Source organism: Hydrogenophaga taeniospiralis, from assembly GCF_020510445.1.
Lineage (GTDB): Bacteria > Pseudomonadota > Gammaproteobacteria > Burkholderiales > Burkholderiaceae_C > Hydrogenophaga.
On the sequence record NZ_JAHBAG010000001.1, the window covers coordinates 1,217,372 to 1,241,911 of the forward strand.

Annotated in this window: 10 protein-coding genes; 7 read left to right on the top strand and 3 right to left on the bottom strand. The window is 62.0% G+C overall.

Annotation, left to right across the window (positions count from 1 at the left end):
* The first annotated feature begins 64 nt into the window (after window positions 1–64).
* From KIH07_RS06060 to KIH07_RS06070, 3 genes are all read left to right on the top strand, one after another.
* Window positions 65–889, top strand: a complete 825-nt coding sequence (locus KIH07_RS06060; RefSeq protein ID WP_226491108.1) for a MipA/OmpV family protein — start codon at window positions 65–67, stop codon at window positions 887–889.
* Window positions 890–1,058: 169 nt separating this feature from the next.
* Window positions 1,059–4,160 carry a type ISP restriction/modification enzyme gene (locus KIH07_RS06065; protein WP_226491109.1) on the top strand — a complete coding sequence of 1,034 codons (3,102 nt, stop codon included), beginning with the start codon at window positions 1,059–1,061 and terminating at the stop codon, window positions 4,158–4,160.
* A complete protein-coding gene (locus KIH07_RS06070; protein ID WP_226491110.1) occupies window positions 4,157–5,869 on the top strand; it encodes an RNA-binding domain-containing protein in 1,713 nt (570 codons plus the stop codon). Before KIH07_RS06065 ends, KIH07_RS06070 begins: the two co-directional genes overlap by 4 nt.
* A gap of 130 nt (window positions 5,870–5,999) precedes the next feature.
* Here KIH07_RS06070 and uvrA read toward each other — a convergent pair whose 3' ends face one another.
* Complete coding sequence (gene uvrA, locus KIH07_RS06075) at window positions 6,000–8,993, bottom strand: excinuclease ABC subunit UvrA (protein WP_226494632.1); 2,994 nt, start codon at window positions 8,991–8,993, stop codon at window positions 6,000–6,002.
* Window positions 8,994–9,285: 292 nt separating this feature from the next.
* On the opposite strand from uvrA, the gene KIH07_RS06080 reads away from it, so the two are divergent.
* Window positions 9,286–9,966, top strand: coding sequence for a hypothetical protein (locus tag KIH07_RS06080; protein ID WP_226491111.1), 681 nt, complete (start codon window positions 9,286–9,288; stop codon window positions 9,964–9,966).
* Window positions 9,963–11,297, top strand: coding sequence for a (Fe-S)-binding protein (locus KIH07_RS06085; protein ID WP_226491112.1), 1,335 nt, complete (start codon window positions 9,963–9,965; stop codon window positions 11,295–11,297). The genes KIH07_RS06080 and KIH07_RS06085 overlap by 4 nt, the downstream gene beginning before the upstream one ends.
* Before the next feature lie 35 nt (window positions 11,298–11,332).
* On the opposite strand, the gene KIH07_RS06090 is transcribed toward KIH07_RS06085, so the two are convergent.
* Both KIH07_RS06090 and KIH07_RS06095 read right to left on the bottom strand, forming a co-directional pair.
* Window positions 11,333–12,397, bottom strand: a complete 1,065-nt coding sequence (locus tag KIH07_RS06090; RefSeq protein ID WP_226491113.1) for an acyltransferase family protein — start codon at window positions 12,395–12,397, stop codon at window positions 11,333–11,335.
* A 58-nt stretch (window positions 12,398–12,455) separates the two neighbouring features.
* Entirely contained in the window at window positions 12,456–12,854 is a 399-nt protein-coding gene (locus KIH07_RS06095; protein WP_226491114.1) for a hypothetical protein, read from the bottom strand.
* A 219-nt stretch (window positions 12,855–13,073) separates the two neighbouring features.
* Here KIH07_RS06095 and KIH07_RS06100 point away from each other — a divergent pair, with 219 nt between their 5' ends.
* Both KIH07_RS06100 and KIH07_RS06105 read left to right on the top strand, forming a co-directional pair.
* Window positions 13,074–19,856, top strand: a complete 6,783-nt coding sequence (locus tag KIH07_RS06100; protein WP_226491115.1) for an Ig-like domain-containing protein — start codon at window positions 13,074–13,076, stop codon at window positions 19,854–19,856.
* Between the two features lie 651 nt (window positions 19,857–20,507).
* A complete protein-coding gene (locus tag KIH07_RS06105) occupies window positions 20,508–24,269 on the top strand; it encodes an RHS repeat domain-containing protein (RefSeq protein ID WP_226491116.1) in 3,762 nt (1,253 codons plus the stop codon).
* The last annotated feature ends 271 nt before the right edge of the window (window positions 24,270–24,540 follow it).

The window sequence follows — 24,540 nt, forward strand, 5'->3', positions numbered from 1 at the left end:
AATCCTCCGGCACGCTTGCATCTGGTTGCCATTTGCCCCGGCGCGCGCTGGCTATGATGCCCGGATGTCTGGAATCAATTGGTGTGGTGTGTGTTGGGTGGTGGGCAGCTGTCTGGCCTGGGAGGCGCGTGCCGACGATCAGATCGTGATCGGCGGCGATACGGGTTACCTGGTGGGGGCCTCGGTGGTCAGCGCCACCGGGCACGTGGGCAGCGGCGGGCGCGTGTCGCTGGACCTCAAGCCCATGTGGGCCTTCCAGCTCGGGCCGTTCAGGGTGTCGAGATCGCGGGCCAATTCGCTCATGAACACCGGCCGCGAACGGTTGGAAACCGGCCTGAGCACCGAATTCGACTGGTTGACCGACTGGCGGCTCGGCGCCTCGCTGCGCCTGGACAACGGGCGGTCTTTCGACGACGACCCCGTGTTCCGCGGCCTGCCCGACGTGCCCACCACCCTGCGCGGGCGCGTCTCCACCGGCCACCCCCTGGGCGAGCGCTGGGACTGGAGCATGAGCGTCGATCACGACCTGCTGGGGCGCAACGGCGGCATGCGCCTGGGCACGGGCGTGAATTACCGTTATCCGCTGTCGCCCCGCACGAACTGGGATTTTTCGCTTGGGGGCGGTTGGGGCGATTCGAGGTACCTGCGGACCCACTACGGCATCACGAACGAGGCCGCGCAGGCCACGGGGCGCTCCCCCTACCGGCTGGGCGGCGGCTGGGAAAACGTCCGGCTGGCCGCGAACTTCGAAACGGCGATGACCCACCACTGGGTGATCTTCGGGGGGCTGGAGGTGTCGCGCCTGCTCGGGGCCACCTCGCGCAGCCCGCTGGTCGGGCGGGTCACCACGCACGGTCTGAGCGTGGGGCTGGCGTACCGCAGCAAATAGCTGGAGCACCCCCCGCGCGTCGCCTGCGGCGCCACCCCCCTGAAGGGGGCGATGCCTGCGGCCCGGCGAAGCCGGTTCCGCGGTATCTCTGGGGTGGCCGTTCGCAGCGACATAATCCTTGCTGAGCTGCGCAGCGGCACCTGCTGCGCGTGGCCCATCCAGGGAACCTATGAGCCAGCTCCTCATCAACGACTACCTCAAGCAACTCGACCTCATCAAGAAGGTCAGCGGCAGCCAACGCGAGACCATCGTCCGCGAAGCCTTCAAAGATTTGCTTAAGGCCTGGGGCCGGCAACACGATCTGGTGTTCCTCGCCGAGTACCCCGTCAAGACCGCGACCAAAACCAATATCGCGGTGGACGGTGCCCTGCTGCACGAGCTGCGCATGCCGCTGGGCTACTGGGAAGCCAAAGACGCCGACGACGACCTCAGCGAAGAGATCGCCAAGAAATTCAAAAAGGGCTACCCGCAAGACAACATCGTCTTCAGCGACGACGCCAGCTTCGTGCTCATCCAGCACCGGCAAGAGGTGATGCGCTGCGAAGTGGCCGACACCGCCGCGTTGGAGAAACTGCTCAAGCTCTTCTTCGGGTTTGAGCGGCCCGAGATCGCGGGTTTTCGCGCGGCGGTGGAACAGTTCAAGACCGACCTGCCCGCCGTGCTCGACGCCCTGCGCCAGATGATCGAGGCGGCGCACGACAGCAACCCGGGCTTTCGCGCGGCCGAAGACAAATTCCTCGTGCACGCGCAAGAAGCCATCAACCCCGCGCTGACCGACGCCGACGTGCGCGAGATGCTGATCCAGCACATCCTGACCGAAGAAATCTTCGCCAAGGTGTTTGACGACAGCGACTTCCACCAGCACAACAACGTCGCCCGCGAGCTGTACGCGCTTGAAGGCGCCTTCTTCACCGGCGCGCTCAAGCGGCAAACGCTCAAAGGCCTGGAGAGCTATTACGCCGCCATCCGCGCCGCCGCTGCGCAGATCGGCAGTCACGGCGAGAAGCAGACCTTCCTCAAGGTCATCTACGAAAACTTCTACAAGGTCTACAACATCAAGGCCGCCGACCGTCTGGGCGTCGTCTACACGCCCAACGAGATCGTGCGCTGCATGATCGACGGCGCCGACTGGCTGTGTGAACAGCACTTCGGCAAGAACCTGATAGACAAGGACGTCGACATCCTCGACCCGGCCACCGGCACGGGCACCTACATCTGCGAACTGCTCGAACACTTTCGCGGCCAGCCCAAAAAGCTGGCGCAGAAATACCTGCACGAGCTGCACGCCAACGAGGTCGCCATCCTCCCGTACTACGTGGCCAACCTCAACATCGAAGCCACCTACGCCGCCATCACCGGCCAGTACGCCGAGTTCCCCAACCTGTGTTTTGTGGACACGCTCGACAACGTGGGCCTGCACACCGCCCAGCGCGGCAGCGTGCAGGATTTGTTTGGCAGCGTGTCAGAAGAAAACGTGGCCCGCATCAAGCGGCAGAACAGCCGCCGCATCAGCGTCGTCATCGGCAACCCACCGTACAACGCCAACCAGGCCAACGAGAACGACAACAACAAGAACCGCGAATACCCCGACATCGACCGCCGCATCAAAGCCACCTACATCGCCGAGAGCACTGCGCAGAAGACCAAGCTCTACGACATGTACGCGCGCTTCTTCCGCTGGGCCAGCGACCGGCTCGATGCGAACGGCATCCTCGCCTTCGTCACCAACCGCAGCTTCATCGAGAGCCGTACCTTTGATGGCTTCCGCAAGACCGTGGCCGCCGAGTTCAGCGACATCTACGTGGTGGACCTCGGCGGCGACGTGCGCGCCAACCCCAAGCTCAGCGGCACCAAACACAACGTGTTCGGCATCCAGACCGGCGTGGCCATCAGCTTCATGGTCAAGCGCCTGGCCGCGACCAAAGAGAAGCGGCCCGCCCGCGTGTACTACCTGCGCCGCCCCGAGCTGGAGACCGCTGAAGAAAAGCTCAGCTTCCTCGCCAGCCACCCCATGCGCGCCATGCAGTTTGACGAGGTGTCGCCCGACAAGAACGCCAACTGGGTGAACCTGACCAGCAACGACTTTGAGACGCTGCTGCCGCTGGCGAGCAAGGAGACCAAGGCGGCGCAGACGGCGGGGAAAGAGCGGGCGATCTTCAAGCTGTTCACCAATGCCGTGAACACCGCCCGTGACGACTGGGTTTACGACTTCGACGGCGCCCACCTCCAGAGCAAGCTGGCATTTCTCATCGATGCGTACAACGATGAGCACAAAGCGACGAAGTTGCGCGGCAAAGTGGACGTCAAGTTGATCACCAAGGCCATCAAATGGAGTGCAGGTTTGTTGGGCAACGTAGGGCGAACCACCGCAGACCATTTCGATGCTGACTTGGTGGTTGAGTCCGCGTATCGCCCGTTTTTCTCGCAGGCGTACTACGCTGACCCGATTTTTTCGGACCGTTTGACCGGCAATCATGCTGAATGCTTCGGCTCGGATTTCAAGCGCAAACCGAAAAGCTTCGCCTTGACAGCGCCTGGAGCTTCCAGGTCGTTCAGCGCATTGGCGACCAAGGGCATAGCCGATTGGCACTTCCTGGGCGACACCCAGCTCTACCCGTTGACGCGAACCGGCAGCGGAAATGATGCGGACAACGTCACCGACTGGGCTTTGAAGAAGTTCACTGCCTACTACGCCGAAGAAATCGGCAAAGGTAAAGGCGCGCGCAAGATCACCAAGGAGGCGATTTTTCACTATTGCTACGCCGTGCTGTACGACCCGCTGTACCGCGAGAAGTACGCGCAGAACCTCAAGCGCGAATTCCCACGCATCCCGTTCTATGCTGGTTTCTGGCAGTGGGCCGCGTGGGGTGAGCAGCTCATGGCGCTGCACATCGGCTATGAAGCCGTGGAGCCTTTCTCTTTGACCCGCCACGACGAACCCGACGCCAAAGCCCGCGCGGCGGGCCAGAGCCCGAAAGCCCTGCTCAAGTCCGACCCAGCGACCGGCAGCATCACGCTGGACAGCGAAACCACCTTGCGCGGCGTGCCCCCCGAAGCCTGGGCCTACAAGCTCGGCAACCGCTGCGCCATCGACTGGGTGCTCGACCAGCACAAAGAAAAGAAGCCCAAAGACCCGACCATCCGCGAACGCTTCGATACCTACCGCTTCGCCGACCACAAAGAGCAGGTGGTGGACCTGCTGCAACGCGTGACCACGGTGAGCGTGGAGACGGTGAAGATCACCGAGGCGATGAAAGGGGTGGCGCGATGATGGATATGACTGAAGCGACGCGTCTGCTGGACGGATTCAGGGCATTGCCCGCGGAAACGGAGTGGCTGGACTTCAAGGAGGCCAAGAACTCTTTCGATATCGACGAGTTGGGCAAGTACGTGTCGGCGCTGGCGAACGAAGCCAATCTGCTGGAGCGGGACAGTGGCTGGCTGGTTCTGGGCGTCAAGGACAAGCGAGACGCTCAAACGGGGTTGCGGCCCGTGGTGGGCAGCACTTTTCGGAACGGGGCCGCCGCGCTGAATGACCTCAAGCATCTGGTGACCCAGGGCACATCGCCGTCGCATGGTTTTGTTCAGGTCTTCGAGGTGCCGCATGCCGACTGCGCGCTGGGGGCTCGCGTTCTGATGTTCCAGATTCCCCCGGCGCTTCGCGGGCAGCCGGTGGCGTGGAAAGGTCATTTCTATGGCCGCGCCGGCGAGTCGCTGGGGGCACTGGGCTCCAAGTTCGAAGCCATCCGAATGCAATCGGCCGCGCTGGACTGGACGGCTCATTGCGTATCGGACGACTTTGGGCTCCTGTTGCCTGAGGCGTTGGAACGTGGCCGAGCCCTGTATGCGAAGAAGCACCCACGACGGCTTGACGAAATGCAGCAGTGGTCGGCAGAGCGATTTCTGGCGGGGCTTCGGCTGTCACGCCAGGGCGTGCTGACACGGGCGGCCTTGCTGTTGTTCGGTCGTCAGGACGCTGTGTCCACCCTGGGCGATGTGTCCCCGCGTCTGACATGGCAGTTGTTGACCGATCAGGATGAGCCACTGGATTACCAGCATTTCTCACTGCCGTTCGTTGTGGCGGTGGACGCTCTCGTGTCCAAGATCCGCATCCACACCGTTCGGATACTTCCGCCCGGGCAACTGGCGCCGCTGGAGGTGCCGAACTACGACGACTGGGTGATCCGCGAGGCTTTGTTGAACTGCGTGGCCCACCAGGACTACGCGCTCGGCGGGCGCGTGCAGGTCAAGGAATCGCCCGCATCGCTCTTGTTTTCAAACGCGGGCGGGTTCATACCGGGCTCCATCGACAAAGTTCTGGATGCGTCGCACGCCACGCACCTGTATCGAAACCCCTGCCTGGCGGATGCCATGGTGGAGCTGGGGTTGATCGACACCATCGGCAGTGGCATCAAGCGGATGTACCGGACGCAACGTGATCGGCATTTCCCTTTGCCAGACTTCGACATCGAACAGGCGCCGCCGGCAGTGTCTGTCCGCATCTACGGTCGGGAGATCGATCCAGCGTTTACTCGTGCCTTGTTGCTGGCATCCCATCTCTCTCTGGCGGATGTGATCGCACTGGACCACGTTCAGAAACGACGGCCGATTGATGCCAAAGTGCTGACTGATCTGCGTCGGCGCAAACTGCTGGAAGGCCGATCCCCCGCAGTTCATATCGCAGCAGCGGTAGCCGACGCCACGAACCAGCGGGGACAGTACTCACGCTTGGCCGGTTTGCAGAAACCGGCACTCAAACAACTGGTGCTTGGCTTGATCGACCGGTTTGGCAAGGCAACGCGTGAGGATATTGAGCAAGCTTTGTTGGAGGCCATGCCTTCGGGGCTGACTGCTCAACAGAAAGCCAATCGGGTGAAGAACCTACTGAGTGAAATGTCCAACAAAGACAAAGCCATTGTGGCCAACCGAAGGGGCGTCGGCGCTGTGTGGACCCGGTGTCCGCCATTGTCTAAAGGCTGAAGTTATCAGGCCAAGCTCAGACAATTTTTAGACAATCATGGGTAAAAGTCTTTGTAAAACAAGAACTTGAATTGGATATCCGGTATCGGCGAACCGATATCGGATATCCAATCTGGGTTGACTTCGGGCTTCAACGCCCCAGCAACCGCGCCAGATACCGCCCGGTGTGGCTCTCGCCGTTGGCGGCCAGATCTTCGGGGGTGCCCACGCCCACCACGGTACCGCCGCCCGAGCCGCCTTCGGGGCCCATGTCGATCAGCCAGTCGGCGGTTTTAATCACGTCCAGGTTGTGTTCGATCACCACGATGGTGTTGCCGGCGTCGCGCAGCTGGTGCAACACCTTGAGCAGCAGTTCGATGTCAGCGAAGTGCAGGCCGGTGGTGGGTTCGTCCAGGATGTAGAGCGTGCGGCCGGTGTCGCGCTTGCTGAGTTCCAGCGCCAGCTTGACGCGCTGTGCTTCGCCGCCCGAGAGCGTGGTTGCGCTCTGGCCGAGCTGGATGTAGGTCAGGCCCACGTCCATCAGGGTCTGCAGCTTGCGGTGCAGCGTGGGCACGGCGCCGAAGAAGGCGTGGGCCTGCTCCACCGTCATGTCCAGGATCTGCGCGATGTTCCTGCCCTTGTATTGAACGTCCAGCGTTTCGCGGTTGTAGCGCTGGCCGTGGCAGACCTCGCAGGGCACGTAGACGTCGGGCAGGAAGTGCATTTCCACCTTCACCACGCCGTCGCCCTGGCAGGCCTCGCAGCGGCCGCCGGCCACGTTGAAGCTGAAGCGGCCCGGGCCGTAGCCGCGCTCTTTCGCGGTGGGCATTTCGGCCATCAGTTCGCGGATGCCGGTGAACAGGCCGGTGTAGGTGGCCGGGTTGCTGCGCGGCGTGCGGCCGATGGGAGACTGGTCGACGTTGATGACCTTGTCGAAGTGTTCGATGCCTTCGATGGCGTCGTGTTCGGCCGGTTCTTCGTGCGAGCGGTAGAGCGTGCGCGAGACGGCGGCGTAGAGCGTGTCGTTCACCAGGGTCGATTTGCCCGAGCCCGAGACGCCGGTCACGCAGGTGAGCAGGCCGACCGGAAAGGCGACGCTCACGCCCTTCAGGTTATGGCCGGTGGCGTTGACGACGCGGATTTCCTGCAGCTCGCGCAGCGAGGCCAGGTGCGCGGCTTCGCGCGCGCTGCGGCGCTCGGCCGCCGGGCTCATGGGGAAGCGCGACTTGATGGGCGCGGCCCTGGCCGCGGCGGCGGACTTGTTCACCGGCAGCCAGGGCGTGCGCCGCGTGGGCACGGCGATCTCGCGCGCACCGCTCAGGTACTGGCCGGTCATCGAGCCGGGCGTGGCCATCACCTGTGCGCACGTGCCCTGCGCCATCACATGGCCGCCGTGCACGCCCGCGCCCGGGCCCATGTCGATCACGTGGTCGGCGCAGCGGATCATGTCCTCGTCGTGCTCCACCACCAGCACGGTGTTGCCCAGGTCGCGCAGGTGCTGCAGCGTGGCGATGAGGCGGTCGTTGTCGCGCTGGTGCAGGCCGATGCTGGGCTCGTCCAGCACATACATCACGCCGGTCAGGCCGCTGCCGATCTGGCTCGCCAGGCGGATGCGTTGGGCCTCGCCGCCGCTGAGCGTGTCGGCGCTGCGGTCCAGGCTCAGGTAGTTCAGGCCCACGTCGTTCAGGAACTTCAGGCGCTGGCGGATCTCGTTGATCACGCGCGCGGCGATGTCGCCCTTGGCGCCCGGCAGCTGCAGGCGCGTGAAATAGGCCAGCGACTCGCCCAGCGTGATGTGGCTGATCTTGTAGATGGGTTGCTTCTGCTCGCCTTCGCCCACGAACACGTGGCGCGCTTCCTTGCGCAGGCGCGAGCCGCCGCACTCGGGGCAGGGCTGGGTGGCGCGGTAGCGCGCCAGCTCTTCGCGCACGTTGGCGCTGTCGGTCTCGCGGTAGCGGCGCTCGAAGTTGCGGATGATGCCTTCGAAGGGGTGTTTTTTGCTGATCTTCTTGCCCGCGCGTTCACCCGATTCGAGCGCGTAGCTGAACTTGATCTCTTCGTCGCCCGAGCCGTAGAGCAGCACCTGCCGCACCGCTTCGGGCAACGATTCCCAGGCCGCTTCGGCGCTGAACTTGTAGTGCGCCGCCAGGCTTTCGATCATCGCGAAGTAGTAGCCGTTGCGCCGGTCCCAGCCCTTGATGGCGCCGCTGGCCAGGCTGAGCGTGGGGAAGGCGACCACGCGCTCGGCGTCGAACACCTCCGTGTGGCCCAGGCCGTCGCAGCTCGGGCAGGCGCCCATGGGCGAGTTGAACGAAAACAGCCGCGGCTCCAGCTCGCCCACGGTGTAGCTGCAGACCGGGCAGGCGAACTTGGCGGAAAAGCCGTGTTCGGCGCCGCTGTCCATCTCCACCGCGATGGCGCGGCCTTCGGCCAGGCGCAGCGCGGCCTCGAAGCTTTCGGCCAGCCGCTGGCGCAGCGGGTTGGCGCCGGTCTCGTCGAGGTCGGGCCGCACCTTGATGCGGTCGATCACCACGTCGATGTTGTGTTTCTCGGTCTTTCTCAGCGCCGGCAGGGCGTCGAAGTCGAGCACCTCGCCATTGATGCGGAAGCGCACGTAGCCCTGGGCCTGCATGTCGGCGAACAGCTCCAGGAACTCGCCTTTTTTCTCGCGCGCCACGGGTGCCAGGATCATGAGGCGCGTGTCCTGCGGCAGCGCCAGCACTGTGTCCACCATCTGCGCCACGCTCTGCGAGGCCAGCGGCAGGTCGTGGTCCGGGCAGTGCGGCGTGCCGGCGCGGGCGTACAAGAGGCGCAGGTAGTCGTGGATCTCGGTCACCGTGCCCACGGTGGAACGCGGGTTGTGGCTGGTGGCCTTCTGCTCGATGGCGATCGCGGGCGACAGGCCCTCGATCAGGTCCACGTCGGGCTTGTCCATCAGCTGCAGAAACTGCCGGGCGTAGGCGCTCAGGCTTTCCACGTAGCGGCGCTGGCCTTCGGCGTACAGCGTGTCGAACGCCAGGCTCGATTTGCCCGAGCCCGACAGCCCGGTGATCACCACCAGCGCGTGCTTGGGGATGTCGAGGTCGATGTTCTTGAGGTTGTGCGTGCGCGCGCCGCGCACGGACAGCACGGCGGCCGTGCGCAGGGCCGCGGCGTGGGCGGGGCTGAGCGGGGCGGGCGGCGCGTCCAGCGCGGTGCCGGTCAGCGGGGTCGGGTTCTGGTTCAAGGCGGGGTCACCAGGGCTGGGTTCTGGCGTCAAAAAGGCAACCCGACATGATACGGCGGGACCACTTCCGGGGTGCGCCCACCGGACCGGGCGGCGTCCAGGGCATGACGGAGCGCAAACACCGCGCAGCGGCGGATGACGGGACTTGGTTTTTCGGGCGGATTGGGCGTACTGTGCAGACCTTGGTGGCAACAAGAAGGGCGGGTTCCCCATGGATTTTCTGGACTGGGTGCGCGGCCCGCTGCTGGCGCTGTCGCTTTTCGTCTTTGTCGCGGGTGTCGCCTGGCGGTTGCTGGCGCTGTGGCGCATGCCCCGCTTGGCCGCACCCGGCGCGCCCGAACGCCAGCCCTTCGGCACCGGTGCGGCGCTGCGCGCAGCCTTCACCCGCATGCTGCCGCGCGGCGGTTTTCACCCGAGCGCCACGCTCGTCACCGTGAATCCCTATGTGTTCCACATCGGGCTCGCGGTGGTGGTTTTCGGCTATGCACCCCACATCGCCTTCATCCGCCGCCTGACCGGCCTGTCGTGGCCAGCCTTTCCCGACGCCGTGATGTACGCCGCGGCGGCGGCCACCATCATGTCGCTGCTGATGGCCTTGCTGTTCCGTCTGACCGATCCGGTGCTGAAACGAATCTCGACCGCCGACGACGGGATCACCTGGGTGGTCACGTTCCTGCCCCTTATCACCGGCATGGCGGTGATCGGCGATCCGTCCTCGACCATCCTGGCGCGCGACCACGTGATCTACCGGGACCCGCTGGCGGTGCACCTGTTGACGCTGGAGCTGCTGTTGATCTGGTTTCCCTTCGGCAAGCTGATGCACGCTTTCCTGTTCCTGCCGGCGCGCATGCAGCTGGCCACGTTCTTTGGTCGTCGCGGGGTGCGCTCATGATCAACATGGATGTGTTCCATGGCTTTCTGCAAGCCATCCACCACCTGCCGGAGATGGCGCAGCCCGATGCGCTGAGCGACGCCGACCGCCTGGGCCGCGCCAAGGCGGTCATGCGGGCCAAGACCGACCGCGGTCTGGCGCTGGACCTGGAGGCCTGCGTGAACTGCGGCTACTGCTCGGAAGCCTGCCACTTCTACCAGAGCACGAACGACCCCAAATACAGCCCCAGCCGCAAGCTGGACCTGCTGCGCCGGGTGCACGCGCGCGAAACCTCGGCGTTTGCGCCCCTCAAGCGCCTGTTCCTGCCCGACATCACCCTGGACGACCTTAAGGAATGGCAGGAGCTGGTCTACGACTCGTGCACCGAGTGCGGGCGCTGCAGCATGATCTGCCCGATGGGGGTCAACACCGCACGCGGTGTGAACGTGATGCGCGAAGCGCTGTTCGAGGCCGGGCTGGCCCCGCTGGAGCTGACGGCGGTGGCGCAGGAACAGGCCGGGCGGGGCACGGTGTTCGGCGTCGGCCCCAACGAGCTCCGGCAGACGCTGGACCTGCTGCGAGCCCAGGGCATCACGATCCCGCTGGACGAACCGCAGGCCGACCTGATGATGGTGACCACGGTGATCGACGTGCTGCTGTACCAGGACGCGCTGGCCGCCACGGCGCGCATCCTCAACCACCTGGGCGTGCGCTGGACCCTGCGCAGCGCTGGGTTTGAGGCGGCGAATTTCGGCCTGCTGTCCGGCAGCGAATCGCTGCAGAAGGCGGCCAGCCAGCGCCTGATCGACGAGGCGCTGGCCATCGGGGCCAAGACTGTGATCCTGCCGGAGTGCGGGCACGCCTACCCGGCGCTGCGCTGGGAAGCGCGGCTCGCCAACGGCCAGCCGTTGCCCTTCGAGGTGCTGGCGGCGTCCGAATTCGTGGGGCGCGAAATCACCGCCGGGCGGCTGCGGCTGCGGCCACCCGAAGACCCCAGCCACAAGATCACTTACCACGACGCCTGCAAGCTGGCCCGCCACGGTGGTGTGGTGGACGAGCCGCGCGCGGCGCTGAAAGCTTTGGGCATGGACCTGCGGGAAACCACGCCCACGGCCGAGCAGAACTGGTGTTGCGGCGGCGGCGCGGGCGTGTTCCTGATCAATCGCGCCGAGGGCTTGCGGCACCAGGCCTGGGCCATTAAGCGCGAGCAGATTGACGCCACCGGGGCCGACACGGTGGTGGTGTCCTGCGGCAGCTGCCGCCTGAACGCGATGGCCGGCGCCGAAGCCGACGCCTGGCCCACGAAGATTGAAAGCGTGGTCGAAATGGTGGCCCGGCAGTTGCCGGTCTGATGCCCTCGGTGCCGCGCCAGCGGCGCTTCGGTCCGTCAAATCGCGGCCGCGCGCGCCGGGACCCGTGCCGACCAGCGGCGTGCCAGGCGCATGCCGGGCTGCTCGACCCAGCGGTACAGCCCATAGGAACACAGGTAGATCACCGGCAATGTGACCAACAAATGGATCGGGCCAAAGCGGCCGAGCTTGTAGAAGCCATAGAGGATCAGCGGGACGTGCAGCAGGTAAATCGAATACGAAATCTGACCGGTCCAGGCCAGAAAAGGCAGGCGCAGCGCCGGTGTGTTCAGCATCCAGACAAACAGGGCCGCGACCCCCAGGCCCGCCACCTGCTCTGCCACGGGCAGGAGGTGGAAATAAAACGGCATTGCGCCAAGGCAGGTCAGCCAGACCAGGGCCGGAACCCATGGGTTGAGATCGCGCAGCCGATCGCGCAGGTGAAAGGCCACGGCACCCAGGCCGAAATACACCAACTGAGCGGGGAAGGCGGCGCCCATGAGCACGTTCAATTGACTGGGTGACCAGGGCCGGGTCATGGCCTCCAGCGACGGTCGGTACAAGGTGTCAAGCCCGTGGTGGCGGGCCATCCAGGTCCATGCCACGGAGAGCAGCAACAGCCCCCCGAGCATCCACCAGGGCCGGCGAAGCCCGGCCACCAGCAGCAGGGGCGCCAGCGCGTACCAGACCATCTCGACCGTCAGCGTCCAGGAGACGCTGAGTACGTTGAATTCCAGCAAGGCCACCGCGTGCAGCTGCTGGAGGTTGATCAGGTTGAGGAAAAAGGGGAACGGGTGCTCGCCGATGCGCTCCAGATCGAGCATCCCGAACACCGCCCCGATCGACAGGTAGGTCACCCAGTACGCCGGGAAAATCCGCAGCACCCGGTGCAGCCAATAGACCGATGTGGGGTGCCTGCTGGCGCTGTCGGTGATCAGATAGCCGCTGAGGACAAAAAACAGCTGGACCCCCAGCAGGCCCCCATACGTGCCCAGCATGGGCACCGAAAAGCCCGTGTGAGCGAAGACATGGTGGACCACCACCGCCAGGATCGCCATGCCCCTCAGGACGTCGATGTTCGGCGAGTGGTGGTGGGTCGTCATGCGGGTTGGGCGGGAGGAGGGTTTTCGATTCTGGCCGACTTAAATCGAGCTGCCGGTGTTACTCGTTGCCGTAGGTCTCAGTCATGTTCCCGTTCGGACCCGTGACCGTCTTGCGGGTCACGCCATCACGCTCGTGAATGCGAACCAGCAAAGACGTATAGAGGTAAGTCCCTCGCCCTGACTCCCATCGGTACAGCTGTACCTTGTCTCCATCGGCCACCTGTGACACCGGGTCGGAGCCAACGATGCCGCGCACGTGTGCGTAGCTCATACCCTCTGCGATGGCTTCGTAAGCCGCATCGAGATCGGGCGATTGATAGTTTTCGTCACCCCCACCGCAACCCGCCAACCACGAGCCCGTCGCGATGACCAGTGCCGCCAGAAAAGGTCGGCGCTGGTGTGGTTTCCAAGGTGTATTTCTCATGTGACTTTCTCGGGCAGTGTTGAGTGATTTCATGACGAAGCGGTACTTTTGAATCTGAGTTCAGTTTGGTGGACGGCAAATCTGGTCGAATTCTGTCACTCTGAAACAAAAAATTTATTTTGTAGAATATTGTTTCAAATGGGGGGGAGGCAGCTCACGGCGCTTCTCTGGAATTGCAAAAAAACATGGCGAGCGGCACTGACCGCTTCCGCTATTGAGGGGGGTGAGATGCGAGAGTGTGCCAATAACTTGATGGGCAAAGGCGCCATGCCCGAGCCACGCCGCCAGACCTGGGGCCAAAGGGCCAAAGCGCTGTGGCTCGCGGGCCTCATGGCCCTGGGCAGCACCTCCCTGTGGGCACAGACCAACCAACCCCCCATCCTGGGCCTGACCCAGCCCTGGGATGGCGCCACCTTCAACGCCCCGGCCAGCTTCACCGTGGCGGCCTGGGCCTACGACGCCGACGGCATTCAGAGCATCGCCTTCTACGACGGCGCCACCCTGCTGGCCACCGACACCCAGGCGCCCTACGAATTCCAGTGGACCAACGCCCCGGCCGGTACCCACAGTCTCACCGCTCGAGCCACCGACACCCGCGGCTCGGTGGCCACCAGCACGCCAATGACCGTCACCGTCGGCGGCAACACCCCCAACGATCCACCTATCCTGGGCCTGACCCAGCCCTGGGAAGGCGCCAGCTTCAACGCCCCGGCCAGCTTCACCGTGGCGGCCTGGGCCTACGACCCCGACGGCATCCAGAGCATCGCCTTCTACGCCGGCAACACCCTGCTGGCCACCGACACCCAGGCGCCGTACGAATACCAGTGGACCAACGCGCCAGCGGGTACCCACGTCCTCACCGCCCGTGCCACCGACACCCGAGGCTCGGTGGCCACCAGCACGCCAATGACCGTCACCGTCGGCGGCAACACCCCCAACGATCCACCCATCCTGGGCCTCACCCAGCCCTGGGAGGGCGCCACCTTCAACGCTCCGGCCAGCTTCACCGTGGCGGCCTGGGCCTACGACCCCGACGGCATCCAGAGCATCGCCTTCTACAGCGGCAACACCCTGCTGGCCACCGACACCCAGGCGCCCTACGAATACCAGTGGACCAACGCCCCGGCCGGTACCCACCGCCTCACCGCCCGCGCCACCGACACCCGGGGCTCGGTGGCCACCAGCACGGCGATGACGGTCAACGTGAATGGCAGCACACCCAACCAGGCCCCGACGGTCAGCCTGACCACCCCGGTGGCGGGTGCGAGCTTCACGGCGCCTGCGACGGTGAACATCACCGCCAACGCGGCGGACAGCGATGGCAGCATCGCCAGTGTGGCTTTCTACAGCGGTGCCACTCTGCTGGGCACCGACACCAGCGCACCGTACAGCTTCAGCTGGACCAACGTGCCAGCTGGCAGCTACAGCATCACGGTGCGAGCTACCGACAACAGTGGTGCCATCACCACCAGCGCGGCCGTGGCCGTCACGGTGAACGCCCCTGCCAACCAGGCGCCGTCGGTGAGCTTGACGGCTCCTATGGAGGGTGCGAGCTTCACGGCGCCCGCGACGGTGAATATCACCGCCGACGCAGCAGACACTGACGGCAGCATCAGCAGCGTGGCCTTCTACAACGGCGCCACCCTGCTGGGCACGGACACAACTGCGCCCTACAGCTACAACTGGGCCAACGTTGCCGCCGGCAGCTACCAGATCACCGCCAGAGCTACGGACAACAGTGGTGCCGTCACCACCAGCGCGGCCGTAGCCGTCACGGTGAACGTTCCCGCCAACCAGGCACCGACCGTGAGCCTGACTGCTCCGGTGGCGGGTGCTCAATTCACCGCCCCGGCGAGCATCACACTCACTGCTGAAGCAGCAGACAGCGATGGCACAGTGGCCAGCGTTGCCTTCTACAGTGGTGCCACTCTGCTGGGCAGCGACACCAGCGCGCCGTACAGCTACAGCTGGACCAACGTGCCAGCTGGCAGCTACAGCATCACTGCGCGCGCCACCGACAACCAAGGCGTGGCAACCACCAGCGCGGTCGTGGCCGTCACGGTGAATGCTTCAGCCAACCAGGCACCGACCGTGAGCCTGACCAGCCCTGCTACAGGTGCTAGCTTCACGGCTCCGGCGACGGTGAACATCACCGCCAATGCGGCGGACAGCGATGGCAGCATCGCCAGTGTGGCTTTCTACAACGGCGCCACGCTGCTGGGCAGCGACACCAGCGCACCGTACAGCTTCAGTTGGAACAACGTTGCCGCTGGCAACTACAGCATCACGGCGCGAGCCACCGACAATCAGGGGGCCGTAACCACCAGTGCGGCAGTGGCCGCTACGGTGAACGTTCCCGCCAACCAGGTTCCGACGGTGAGCCTGACCAGCCCTGTTACAGGTGCTAGCTTCACGGCTCCGGCGAACGTCACGCTCAGCGCCAACGCAGCAGACAGCGATGGCACAGTGGCCAGCGTGGCCTTCTACAGTGGTGCCACGCTGCTGGGCAGCGACACGACGGCGCCCTACAGCTTCAGCTGGGCTGATGTCCCTGCAGGCATCTACAGCCTCACGGCCAGGGCCACCGATGACGATGGCGCCACCACAACCAGCGCTGCGGTGAACGTCACGGTAAGCGCAGCCAACCAGTCACCCACGGTTGCGCTGACCGCTCCGGCTTCGGGAGCGGAGTTCACGGCGCCGGCCAGCATCTCGCTGACAGCAGATGCAACCGACTCCGACGGCAACATCGCCAGTGTGGCCTTCTACAACGGCGCCACGCTGCTGGGCAGCGACACGACTGCGCCCTACAGCTACAGCTGGAGCAACGTGCCGGCCGGCAGCTACAGCATCACGGCCCGAGCCACCGACAACAGTGGTGCCGTCACCACCAGTGCAGCGGTGGCCGTCGCGGTGAACGCCCCTGTCAATCAGGTACCCACGGTGAGTCTCACCAGCCCTGCGGCAGGTGCTAGCTTCACGGCCCCGGCGAGCATCACGCTCAGCGCCAACGCAGCAGACAGCGACGGAACTATCGCCAGCGTGGCGTTCTACAACGGCACGACCCTGCTGAGCACCGACACCAGCGCGCCGTACAGCTACAGCTGGGCCAACGTTGCCGCTGGCAACTACAGCATCACGGCGCGAGCCACCGACAACCAGGGCGGTGAAACCGCCAGCGGGGCAGCCATCATTGCGGTTGCCGGACCAGGCATCAACGCTGTGCCCTCGGTACTTTTGACGTCCCCGGTGGCCGATTCCAGCTTCACAGCGCCGGCTGCTATCACCCTCAATGCAGACGCGTTGGATTCAGATGGAACCATCGCTCAAGTATCTTTCTACAACGGCAATATCCTGTTGGGAACCGATACCACGGCCCCATACAGCTACCTGTGGAACAACGTGCCCAATGGGCTACGCAGTCTTCGGGCCAGTGCGACAGACAACAACGGTGCTGTAACCGTCAGTGAAGCGGTATCGATTGTGGTGAACAGTGCTGCAACTCCGCCCACGGTTCGCCTTGTTGAGCCGCTGACGGGTGCGCGTTTTGTTTCGCCGGCCACGATTACCGTCAGCGCCGAGACCGACAGAATCACCAGCGGAGGTGTGGAGTTCCACGGAATCGGAAATTCCGTATCCGACAACAGCCCTCCCTACAGACAGACTTGGACCAATGTTTCGCCTGGAACATATGACCTTCAGGTCTATGCAAATGATTTCGCCGGCAGAGTCTCCGGAGGTGCGCCCGTGCGCATCACTGTGGTGCGCCCCGATGCGTCACCGCCTTCCGTGAGCCTGACAGCGCCGGCAGCAGGAGCCACTTTTACCGCGCCAAGTGCTGTCACCGTCAGCGCTGAAGCCTTTGACTCAGACGACAGTGTGGCCAGTGTCGCGTTCTTCCATGGTGGGACGCTGCTCAGCATTGACAGCGCAGCACCCTACACCTTCACTTGGAACAACGTGCCTGTTGGCACCCACAGCCTGACCGCCGTCGCGACCGACCATTCTGGCGAAACGAGCACCAGCCAGGCCAGAGAGATCACCGTTGTTGGCTCCAACCCTGCGCCGCGAGTAAGCATCAGTTCACCGCGCAATGGTGCGAACTTCCTGACACCAGAAGGTTCTTCATACCTGTCCAGTTTGGAGATCAGTGCCGATGTTGTGGATCCTGCTGGCACCGCCGAAAGTGTGGCCTTCTACGACTTTTCTCGGCTGCTCGGCGTAGACGCTACAGCTCCGTACAGCATCAACGCGACCAACTTTGCTTCCGACGCCGCGCCCGGTGCAGAGCATCGCCTGACCGCCAGAGTAACCAACAGAGACGGCTCAGTTGACACCAGTGCCCCAGTCGTCATATCGGTCGAACAGCCAAACGCAGTGCCTGAAGTTCGTGTGTTCGTCTCAGACGGCAATGGTGCACTGGAAGCGTTCCCCGCCATGGCCAACATCACCCTTTTGGCCGGGGTAACCAACATCGATGGAGTTTCCACCGCTGCTGACGTGCAAAGTGTGTCCTTTTTTGAAGGAGGGCGTCTCCTGGGCACAGACACCAGCGCACCCTATTCCTACACGATGCCTGAAGTGGCCGCAGGGGTCTACAGCGTCAGTGCAAAGGCGACGGACCGCTTGGGTGCCGTGGGGGTCAGCGCCGCGCAAACCATTGTGGTGAAGCCGTTCAACCGAAGGCCCACGGTCAGCATGACCGGACCGGCAGAAAATACCGTCTACACCGCGCCGGCCAACATCACCATCACGGCTGAAGCCACCGATGCGGATGGACCGATAGCCCATGTCGCCTTCTATCAAGGTGGGCAGCTGCTGGGAATCGACACCTCCGCGCCCTACAGCTTTGTGTGGACCAACGCTCCACGCGGCTTTGCCGAAATCATGGTTCAAGCGATGGACAACGATGGCGCTGTTTCCGACAGTGCCGCAGTCACGGTGGAGGTCAGAAGCGCGACCGGCGAATTGCCCAAGATTGCGATCAGCAGCCCCTCAGCAAATGCTCGTTTGTCACCCCGGCAATACCAGGGAATTTTGATCGCCGCTGAAGGTGACCCCAGCATCCGGCGTGTTGATTTCTATAACGGCGCCACTTTGTTGGGCACGGCTGTTTGTGATGCCAGTTGTTTGCAAAATTTCAGCGTGGGGGTTGCGAGTCACTCCTATGAGTTGCCTAGAGCACAGCTCATAGCAGGTGAATATCTTGTGACTGCGAAAGCGACCGATATCAACGGCGTGGTGCACGACAGCGCACCGTTGGTTTTTTCGGTGATTGCCTTTGACCATGCGCCTGCTACGGTCAACATCGTTCAACCCATTTCGCAGTCGGTGGTGGTGCAAGGAGACCCACTGGCTGTGTTGGCCACCGCATCGGCGGCCGATGGCATTTTCGAGCTTCGGTTGAACTATCAGTCAACCATTCAAACCGTTCATACGGACGATGATTCCGCAGTTCATTCTGATGCAACACTGAACGTTCAGATCGACTCTGCCAGATTGGGTGGAGAGACCCACACGTTCGTGGTGGAAGCAATTACGGAGGCTGGTGAGAGCTCTTACAGCGAACCGGTGAACGTGGTGGTCGTTCCAAAAGTTCGGTTTACCCAACCCTTTCCCAGGTCGTTCCAGTCGCCAGCCGTTATTCCTTTGGAGTTGGATGTTCGGGTGCCGGTAACCGGCGCGCGCTTTTTCGCGCGAAAGGACTTGCCTGAAGAAGGAGAGGAGGTGTTGCTGGGCACCGATGCTGCTGCGCCCTACCGGTGGAACTGGACCGGCGCCACGCCGGGCCGGTACCGTTTCTGGGCCATTCTGGATCTGCCCGATGGACAGACTTTCGACACCAGAGACCGTGGTGCGGAATACGTGACCGTGGTGGGGGCGCCGGTCAACGCGCCGTCGGTGGTCAGTATCACGGCGCCCACTCAAGGGGCTGCCTTCATGGCGCCAGCCAATGTCACCATCACCGCCAATGCGTTGGACGACGAAGGTGTGGCCAGCGTGGCCTTCTACCAAGATGGCACGCTGCTCGGCAGCGACGCCGCAGCGCCGTACAGCTTTGCTTGGAACAATGTGCCGGCTGGCACCTACAGCCTGACGGCCCGGGTCACAGACAACACAGGTGCGATCACCGCCAGCGCACCCGTCGCCATTTCCGTGACGGATGATGACCCGAACCAGCGCGAAACCATCACCTACATCCACACCGACATCAGCGGCAGCCCGCTGGCGGCGACGAATGCCAACGGCAACATCGTGTGGAAAGAGAACTACCAGGCCTATGGCGAGCGGCAACTGCAGCAGCCTGGCAGCGAGGGGCAGGGGCAGTGGTTCCACGGCAAGGAGGCCGATGCGAGCACGGGGCTGCAGTACTTCGGTGCGCGCTACTACGACCCGGCGGTGGGCCGCTTCATGGGCGTGGACCCGGTGGGCTTCCAGGAAGACAACCTGAACAGCTTCAACCGGTATGCGTATGGGAACAACAATCCGGTGCGGTATCTGGATTCGGATGGACGTTGGGCCGAAGATATTGTCCTAGGGTTGCCCAGTATGGCAGTGGGCTCGATGAGTTTGTCAAACAACTTCAGGCAGGGAAACTATGGGGCTGCAGCAATAGACGGAATTGGCTTGGTGCTGGATACGGCGGCAGTCGCTTTGCCGGGTATTCCGGGCGGTGTGGGTCTGGGAATTCAGTTAAGTCGGGCGACTGTCGGTGGAGCTGCCAAGGGGGCAATGTGGACATCAACCAAGTCCCAGTCCATTGCCCAGAACGCCTTTAGGCACTTCAAGGATCATGGCGCTGACTTTGGTGCGAAGAATGCGGTTGACTACGTTCGAAAAGCGCAAGACTTCCTCCACAACCCTGGAGCCGGCGTATTATCGAAAACCCGAGCTAACGGTGACGTAGTGCGGTTCGACCCGGCAACAAATGCCTTCGGTGTGATGGACAAGACCGGGGCTCCGCGTACGTTCTACAAACCTGATCCGGCGAAGCACGGGTATGCAACGAACTTGGACTACTTCCATGCACAGTGATAAAGACCTTCATTGTCGCGTTTGTGGCTATAGATCGGAAGATCCGCCCTGGGGCGATGATGGTCGAACTCCACTCTATGACTTCTGCCCTTGTTGCGGGGTTGAGCACGGTTACCAAGACTCGTCGCCGATAGGTGCTCGCAATTACAGAACAGAGTGGATTGCTGCTGGCGCGAAGTGGAAAGAACCTGCCGCGAGGCAGCAGGGGTGGGATCTCAATGAGCAACTGCGCCACCTTCCACCAAATTTCGAATGATTGATTGACGAGTTCTGGTTCGTCCTCTGTTGTCAACTGCGTGAATCACTATGGCTGGCGATTAAGGTCCGAGGTTCAACACTCTGAAACTCATCAGGAGACCAAGTTTCAGACCTTTCCCCTTGTCCTCACATCCAAGCAATCCCATCAATTAAATATAGTTGCCAGATACCCGGCGATGGCTTGTTTGCTATATCTGAGCCACGTTTCCTTGGCCGAGCCATTTGACCCCAGGGAGGAGCTCGAATGTCATATCAAACATAACACCGTGGTGTGGGTGCCAGAACCCGAGAGTCGGCATCATTGATGCGCAGTAGTTCAATTGATACCCATGCGGTTTTGCATGGGTGGCACGAGCAAGGTCAGTTAAAAAGTTTCGCTTGAAAGGTGAGGATATGTATTTCCAGAAATTGATAGACTCTCAGAAAAAAATGCTATTCCAACATGGCGTTCGAGCCGCGATGGCCAGCCTGCTGCTAGTGGCTTTCTCCGGCCAATCAGCCATTGCTCAAGACGATACGAGTTTGCCGGCCATGCCGGACTACTACCAAGAAGCCGGTTTGTCGAGCACCAAGGGCTATGAAAACCAGGCGGTCAATGAGGTCATTGACACCCTCAGCGGCAAGTTGCAATACCACTTCACCGATCTGGTGATTCCGGGCAACGGCGGCATGGATCTGGCGGTACAGCGCTCGTACAACGCCATTGACGATCCGCTTGCCACGATCACACCTTTGCCATTGGAGCCCAGCCCCGCGGGTTTGGGCTGGACCATGCACTATGGGCGAATCATTCGTGGCCAACTGATTGACATCTGTTCCAACAATTGGGCAGTGGCGGGCAAAAACCCGGTGCTGGAAATGCCGGATGGACAGCGTCGGGTGTTGTATGAACACGATCAGACGGTGCCGACCATGTGGATCACCAAAGATTTCTGGCGCGCCACTTGCAACACAAGCTCGGGCGCCCTGGGTTTCAATGTGGAATCTCCCGACGGCACCCGTTACGAGATGACCACCATTGGCCACTTGTTCACGGTCGGTGGTAAGTTGATGAAGACCTACTACACCACGCGTATCGTGGATCGCAACGGCAACGCCATGAATTTCAGTTACACCACCGTCAATGGGGTGACTGCGGTGTCTGGTATCACGACGAGCGATGGTCGCTCGGTGACATTCAACTACAACACTTTGGGTATTTCTTCGATTACTGATGGTACCCGCACTTGGAACTACACCATGGCGGCGGGCCCCGATGGACACAATTACTTGACCCAAGTGACGCGGCCCGATGGATTGGCTTGGACGTTCGCTTACCATTCTGCAACGCCCGGCACGGGTTCCTTGAGTCGTGTGGAATACCCCAGCGGCGGGACCATTGACTACACCTATGACCATGTCAATTTTAGATCTGGCCTGGTGAATTCATCGCTGAGCACGGTGGTGAAAACCAAAGTCGCCACACCGGGGTTTGGGTCGACAGATCCGGTGGGCAACTGGACCTACAGCTATGCGCCAGCCACGGCATCATTGCCATTCACCGACAATGGTGATGGAACGTTGACTTACTGGTATGCGGTTCCACCCGTTGGAACTGCATCGAATGGCGGCGCCTGGTCTCCTACCCAGTTGGATGTCACCACGGTTGAGGGGCCTGAGGCGGGTCGGGTGGTGCAACACTTCCATTTGGGCGTGCTGTCTCTTTCGGGTGGCGGTGGATCGGGGCGTGGAATTGGACAGTATGTTGGGCGGGTCTCGCCTGGTGAGCACCAGCAGTACGCGTACGAAGATATCTATATTTCAGGTCAGACCGATCCCACGGGTAGCTTGTTCGGCTTGCCGTCCGACGACACGTATGCTGCGGTCAAAAAATCTGAGACCATCAAGCGAGATGAGGTCAGCCCTGGGTCAGGGAGCTACCTGGAGCTGCATAGGAAGAACAGTTCCAATTTTGATGAGTGGGGCAACCCGGCATCGGTGGTTGAAACTTCCTTCGGAGGCTACTCTGGCAACTATTCGCGAACCACTGCGCTGACCTATGACCTCAAACCCAGCAAATGGTTGATGCGGCAAGTGAGTGGGCAAACGGTGACGGTGGGCTCGGAAACCCACGCCACCACCCGAAGCTTTGACCCTGCCAACGGCAATGTGCTTAGCGAGACTGTGGCTGGCGTGCCGACCACTTTCACTTATTTCCCGACGGGCGACTTGTTAAGCCGTACAGACGCGCTGGGCCGCACCACCACGTATGGTGGCTATATGCGAGGCATCCCTCAGACCGAGGTGCAGCCCGGCGACGTGACCGTGAGCAGGGTGGTGAATGCCGCTGGCAATGTGGTTTCGGAAACCAATGGAAGAGGTTTCACAACCGCCTATACCTACGATGGTCTGAACCGTGTGAAAACCGTGAACCCTCCCGTGGGCAATCCGGTCGCTGTGGACTATGCCGCCCGGTCAAGGAGCGTCACACGCGGGAGCATGGTCGCCTTGCAAACCTTCGACGGCTTGGGGCGCTTGGTGCGCCAGGAGGCCAGTGCGCCCTCTGAGACCACGGTTGGTGTGGACTACCGCTACGACGCTCGGGGCCGACGGGTGTTTCAGTCCTACCCCAACAGCAGTTCAGGGACGACCTATGGCTACGACGATCGGGACCGGGTCATTTCGATCACCCACCCCACACTGAATGGTGCCGCTTTCAGTGAAACTTTTGAATATGGCGGATTGAATACCCAGCACTACGACAGTTCTGGACGCGGCGAATCGTTGACGTACCGTTCATTCGGAACGGGCGGCAAACCCGAGTTGATCGAGGTTTGGAAAGGCGCAACCACGGGAGGTGGCAGTTATTCTGCAATCCATTACAGAGCCAAAATCCAACGGAATATCTTGGGGCAACCCACCGAAGTGGTGCAAGGTGCGAATACCAACGGGGCAGGCACCTGGACGGGCGGATGGACAAGGAACTATGGCTACAACAGCAATTTCCATTTGACATCGCAGACCGATCCAGAAGTGGGAACCACCACGTATGGCCGTGATTTGCTGGGCAATTTGACCAGCAAGCAAATCGGAACACAGCCTGCGATCACTTTCGGCATCGACCCGCGCAATCGGGTAAGCACAGTAACCTATGCGGCCTCCGAGGACCCAACAGTGCCGCAGGCGCCCAATGTGGTCAATACCTACTTCAAAACCGATGTGCTTGCCAGTGTGGCCAGCGGGGGTGTGGAGCGGCAATACACCTACGACGGTGCTGACAAAATCACCACTGAAACGTTGGTGGCTGATGGTACGCACAGCTACACGCTGACCTATGGCTATGACGCCAATGAAGCCTTGAATACCGTGACATACCCTTCGGGAAGCGTGGTGGACTACAACCCCGATGGATTTGGCCGGGCACGCGCAGCGGCGCCGTACGTCACAGGTGTGAACTATCACCCGAATGGCATGCCGCAGCAAATGACCTATGCCAACGGTGTGACTTCAACCATGGGTTTGAACGAACGACTCTGGCCTTCTTCGCTGGAAGTCAGTCGAAATACACAGGGTATTGTGCAAAACGCCTACAGCTACGATGTGGTGGGTAATTTGACCCAAATTGCTGACGGCGTGGATTCTTTGTACGATCGACAGTATGGATACGATGCCGTGAACCGATTGACCAATGAGATCAATTCAGGCGGCAATTTCTTGTATGTGTATGACAACGTGGGAAATATCAAGGCTGTGTACCTGCGCTACTTGCTCAACGGAGATTTCGTTTACTTCACAAACAAGTCTTATGCCTATGACGGTGACTCGGTTTCACCAACTGGTACGGGACGGCTTGTGAATTTTGACAATGGTGGAGCGGCGCGTACCTATTCCTACGACTCGGCAGGCAATGTGAACGGAGATGGCCTCGGCATGACCTTCGGGTACGACCGCGCGAACAACATGCGCTGCTCGAACTGCGGCACCGCTTCGCCCGTGTTGCATGACTACGATGGGACAAACATGCGGGTAAAGACCACCGAAGGCGGTGCAACCACCTACAGCCTGTACGACCATCGGGGTTTGTTGCTCCAAACTGAAAAGTCGGGCGTGGAACGCAAGGAGTATGTCTATTTGGGTCGCCGCCAAGTGGCGGAACGCAAGATTCCTTTGAATTGATTTGGTAGAAAGTGCAGCATGAACAAATTCATCGTTACCCGATCTGGTTTGAAATACTTGCCACACGGAATTCTCTTGGCGGGCCTGTTGTCGTTCGCCGGCGCATCACGGGCCCAGGCGGTGAATGGCATGAGGCAACTCCCTGTTGCTGAAATCCCTCAAGCAATGGACATGGCCAGACCCAGTTCGACAAGAGGCCCCGTTGAGATGTCTGCGACCTCCGATGCGAGCAACGGGGAGTCATCCAGAAGTGCCAGCGCCTCAAGGGTGC

Excerpts from the sequence above, each read along its gene's own strand:
- KIH07_RS06060 (WP_226491108.1), top strand. The coding sequence starts at position 65 with ATGTCTGGAATCAATTGGTGTGGTGTGTGTTGGGTGGTGGGCAGCTGT.
- KIH07_RS06065 (WP_226491109.1), top strand. The coding sequence starts at position 1,059 with ATGAGCCAGCTCCTCATCAACGACTACCTCAAGCAACTCGACCTCATC.
- KIH07_RS06070 (WP_226491110.1), top strand. The coding sequence starts at position 4,157 with ATGATGGATATGACTGAAGCGACGCGTCTGCTGGACGGATTCAGGGCA.
- KIH07_RS06080 (WP_226491111.1), top strand. The coding sequence starts at position 9,286 with ATGGATTTTCTGGACTGGGTGCGCGGCCCGCTGCTGGCGCTGTCGCTT.
- KIH07_RS06085 (WP_226491112.1), top strand. The coding sequence starts at position 9,963 with ATGATCAACATGGATGTGTTCCATGGCTTTCTGCAAGCCATCCACCAC.
- KIH07_RS06090 (WP_226491113.1), bottom strand. The coding sequence starts at position 12,397 with ATGACGACCCACCACCACTCGCCGAACATCGACGTCCTGAGGGGCATG.
- KIH07_RS06095 (WP_226491114.1), bottom strand. The coding sequence starts at position 12,854 with ATGAAATCACTCAACACTGCCCGAGAAAGTCACATGAGAAATACACCT.
- KIH07_RS06100 (WP_226491115.1), top strand. The coding sequence starts at position 13,074 with ATGGGCAAAGGCGCCATGCCCGAGCCACGCCGCCAGACCTGGGGCCAA.
- KIH07_RS06105 (WP_226491116.1), top strand. The coding sequence starts at position 20,508 with ATGTATTTCCAGAAATTGATAGACTCTCAGAAAAAAATGCTATTCCAA.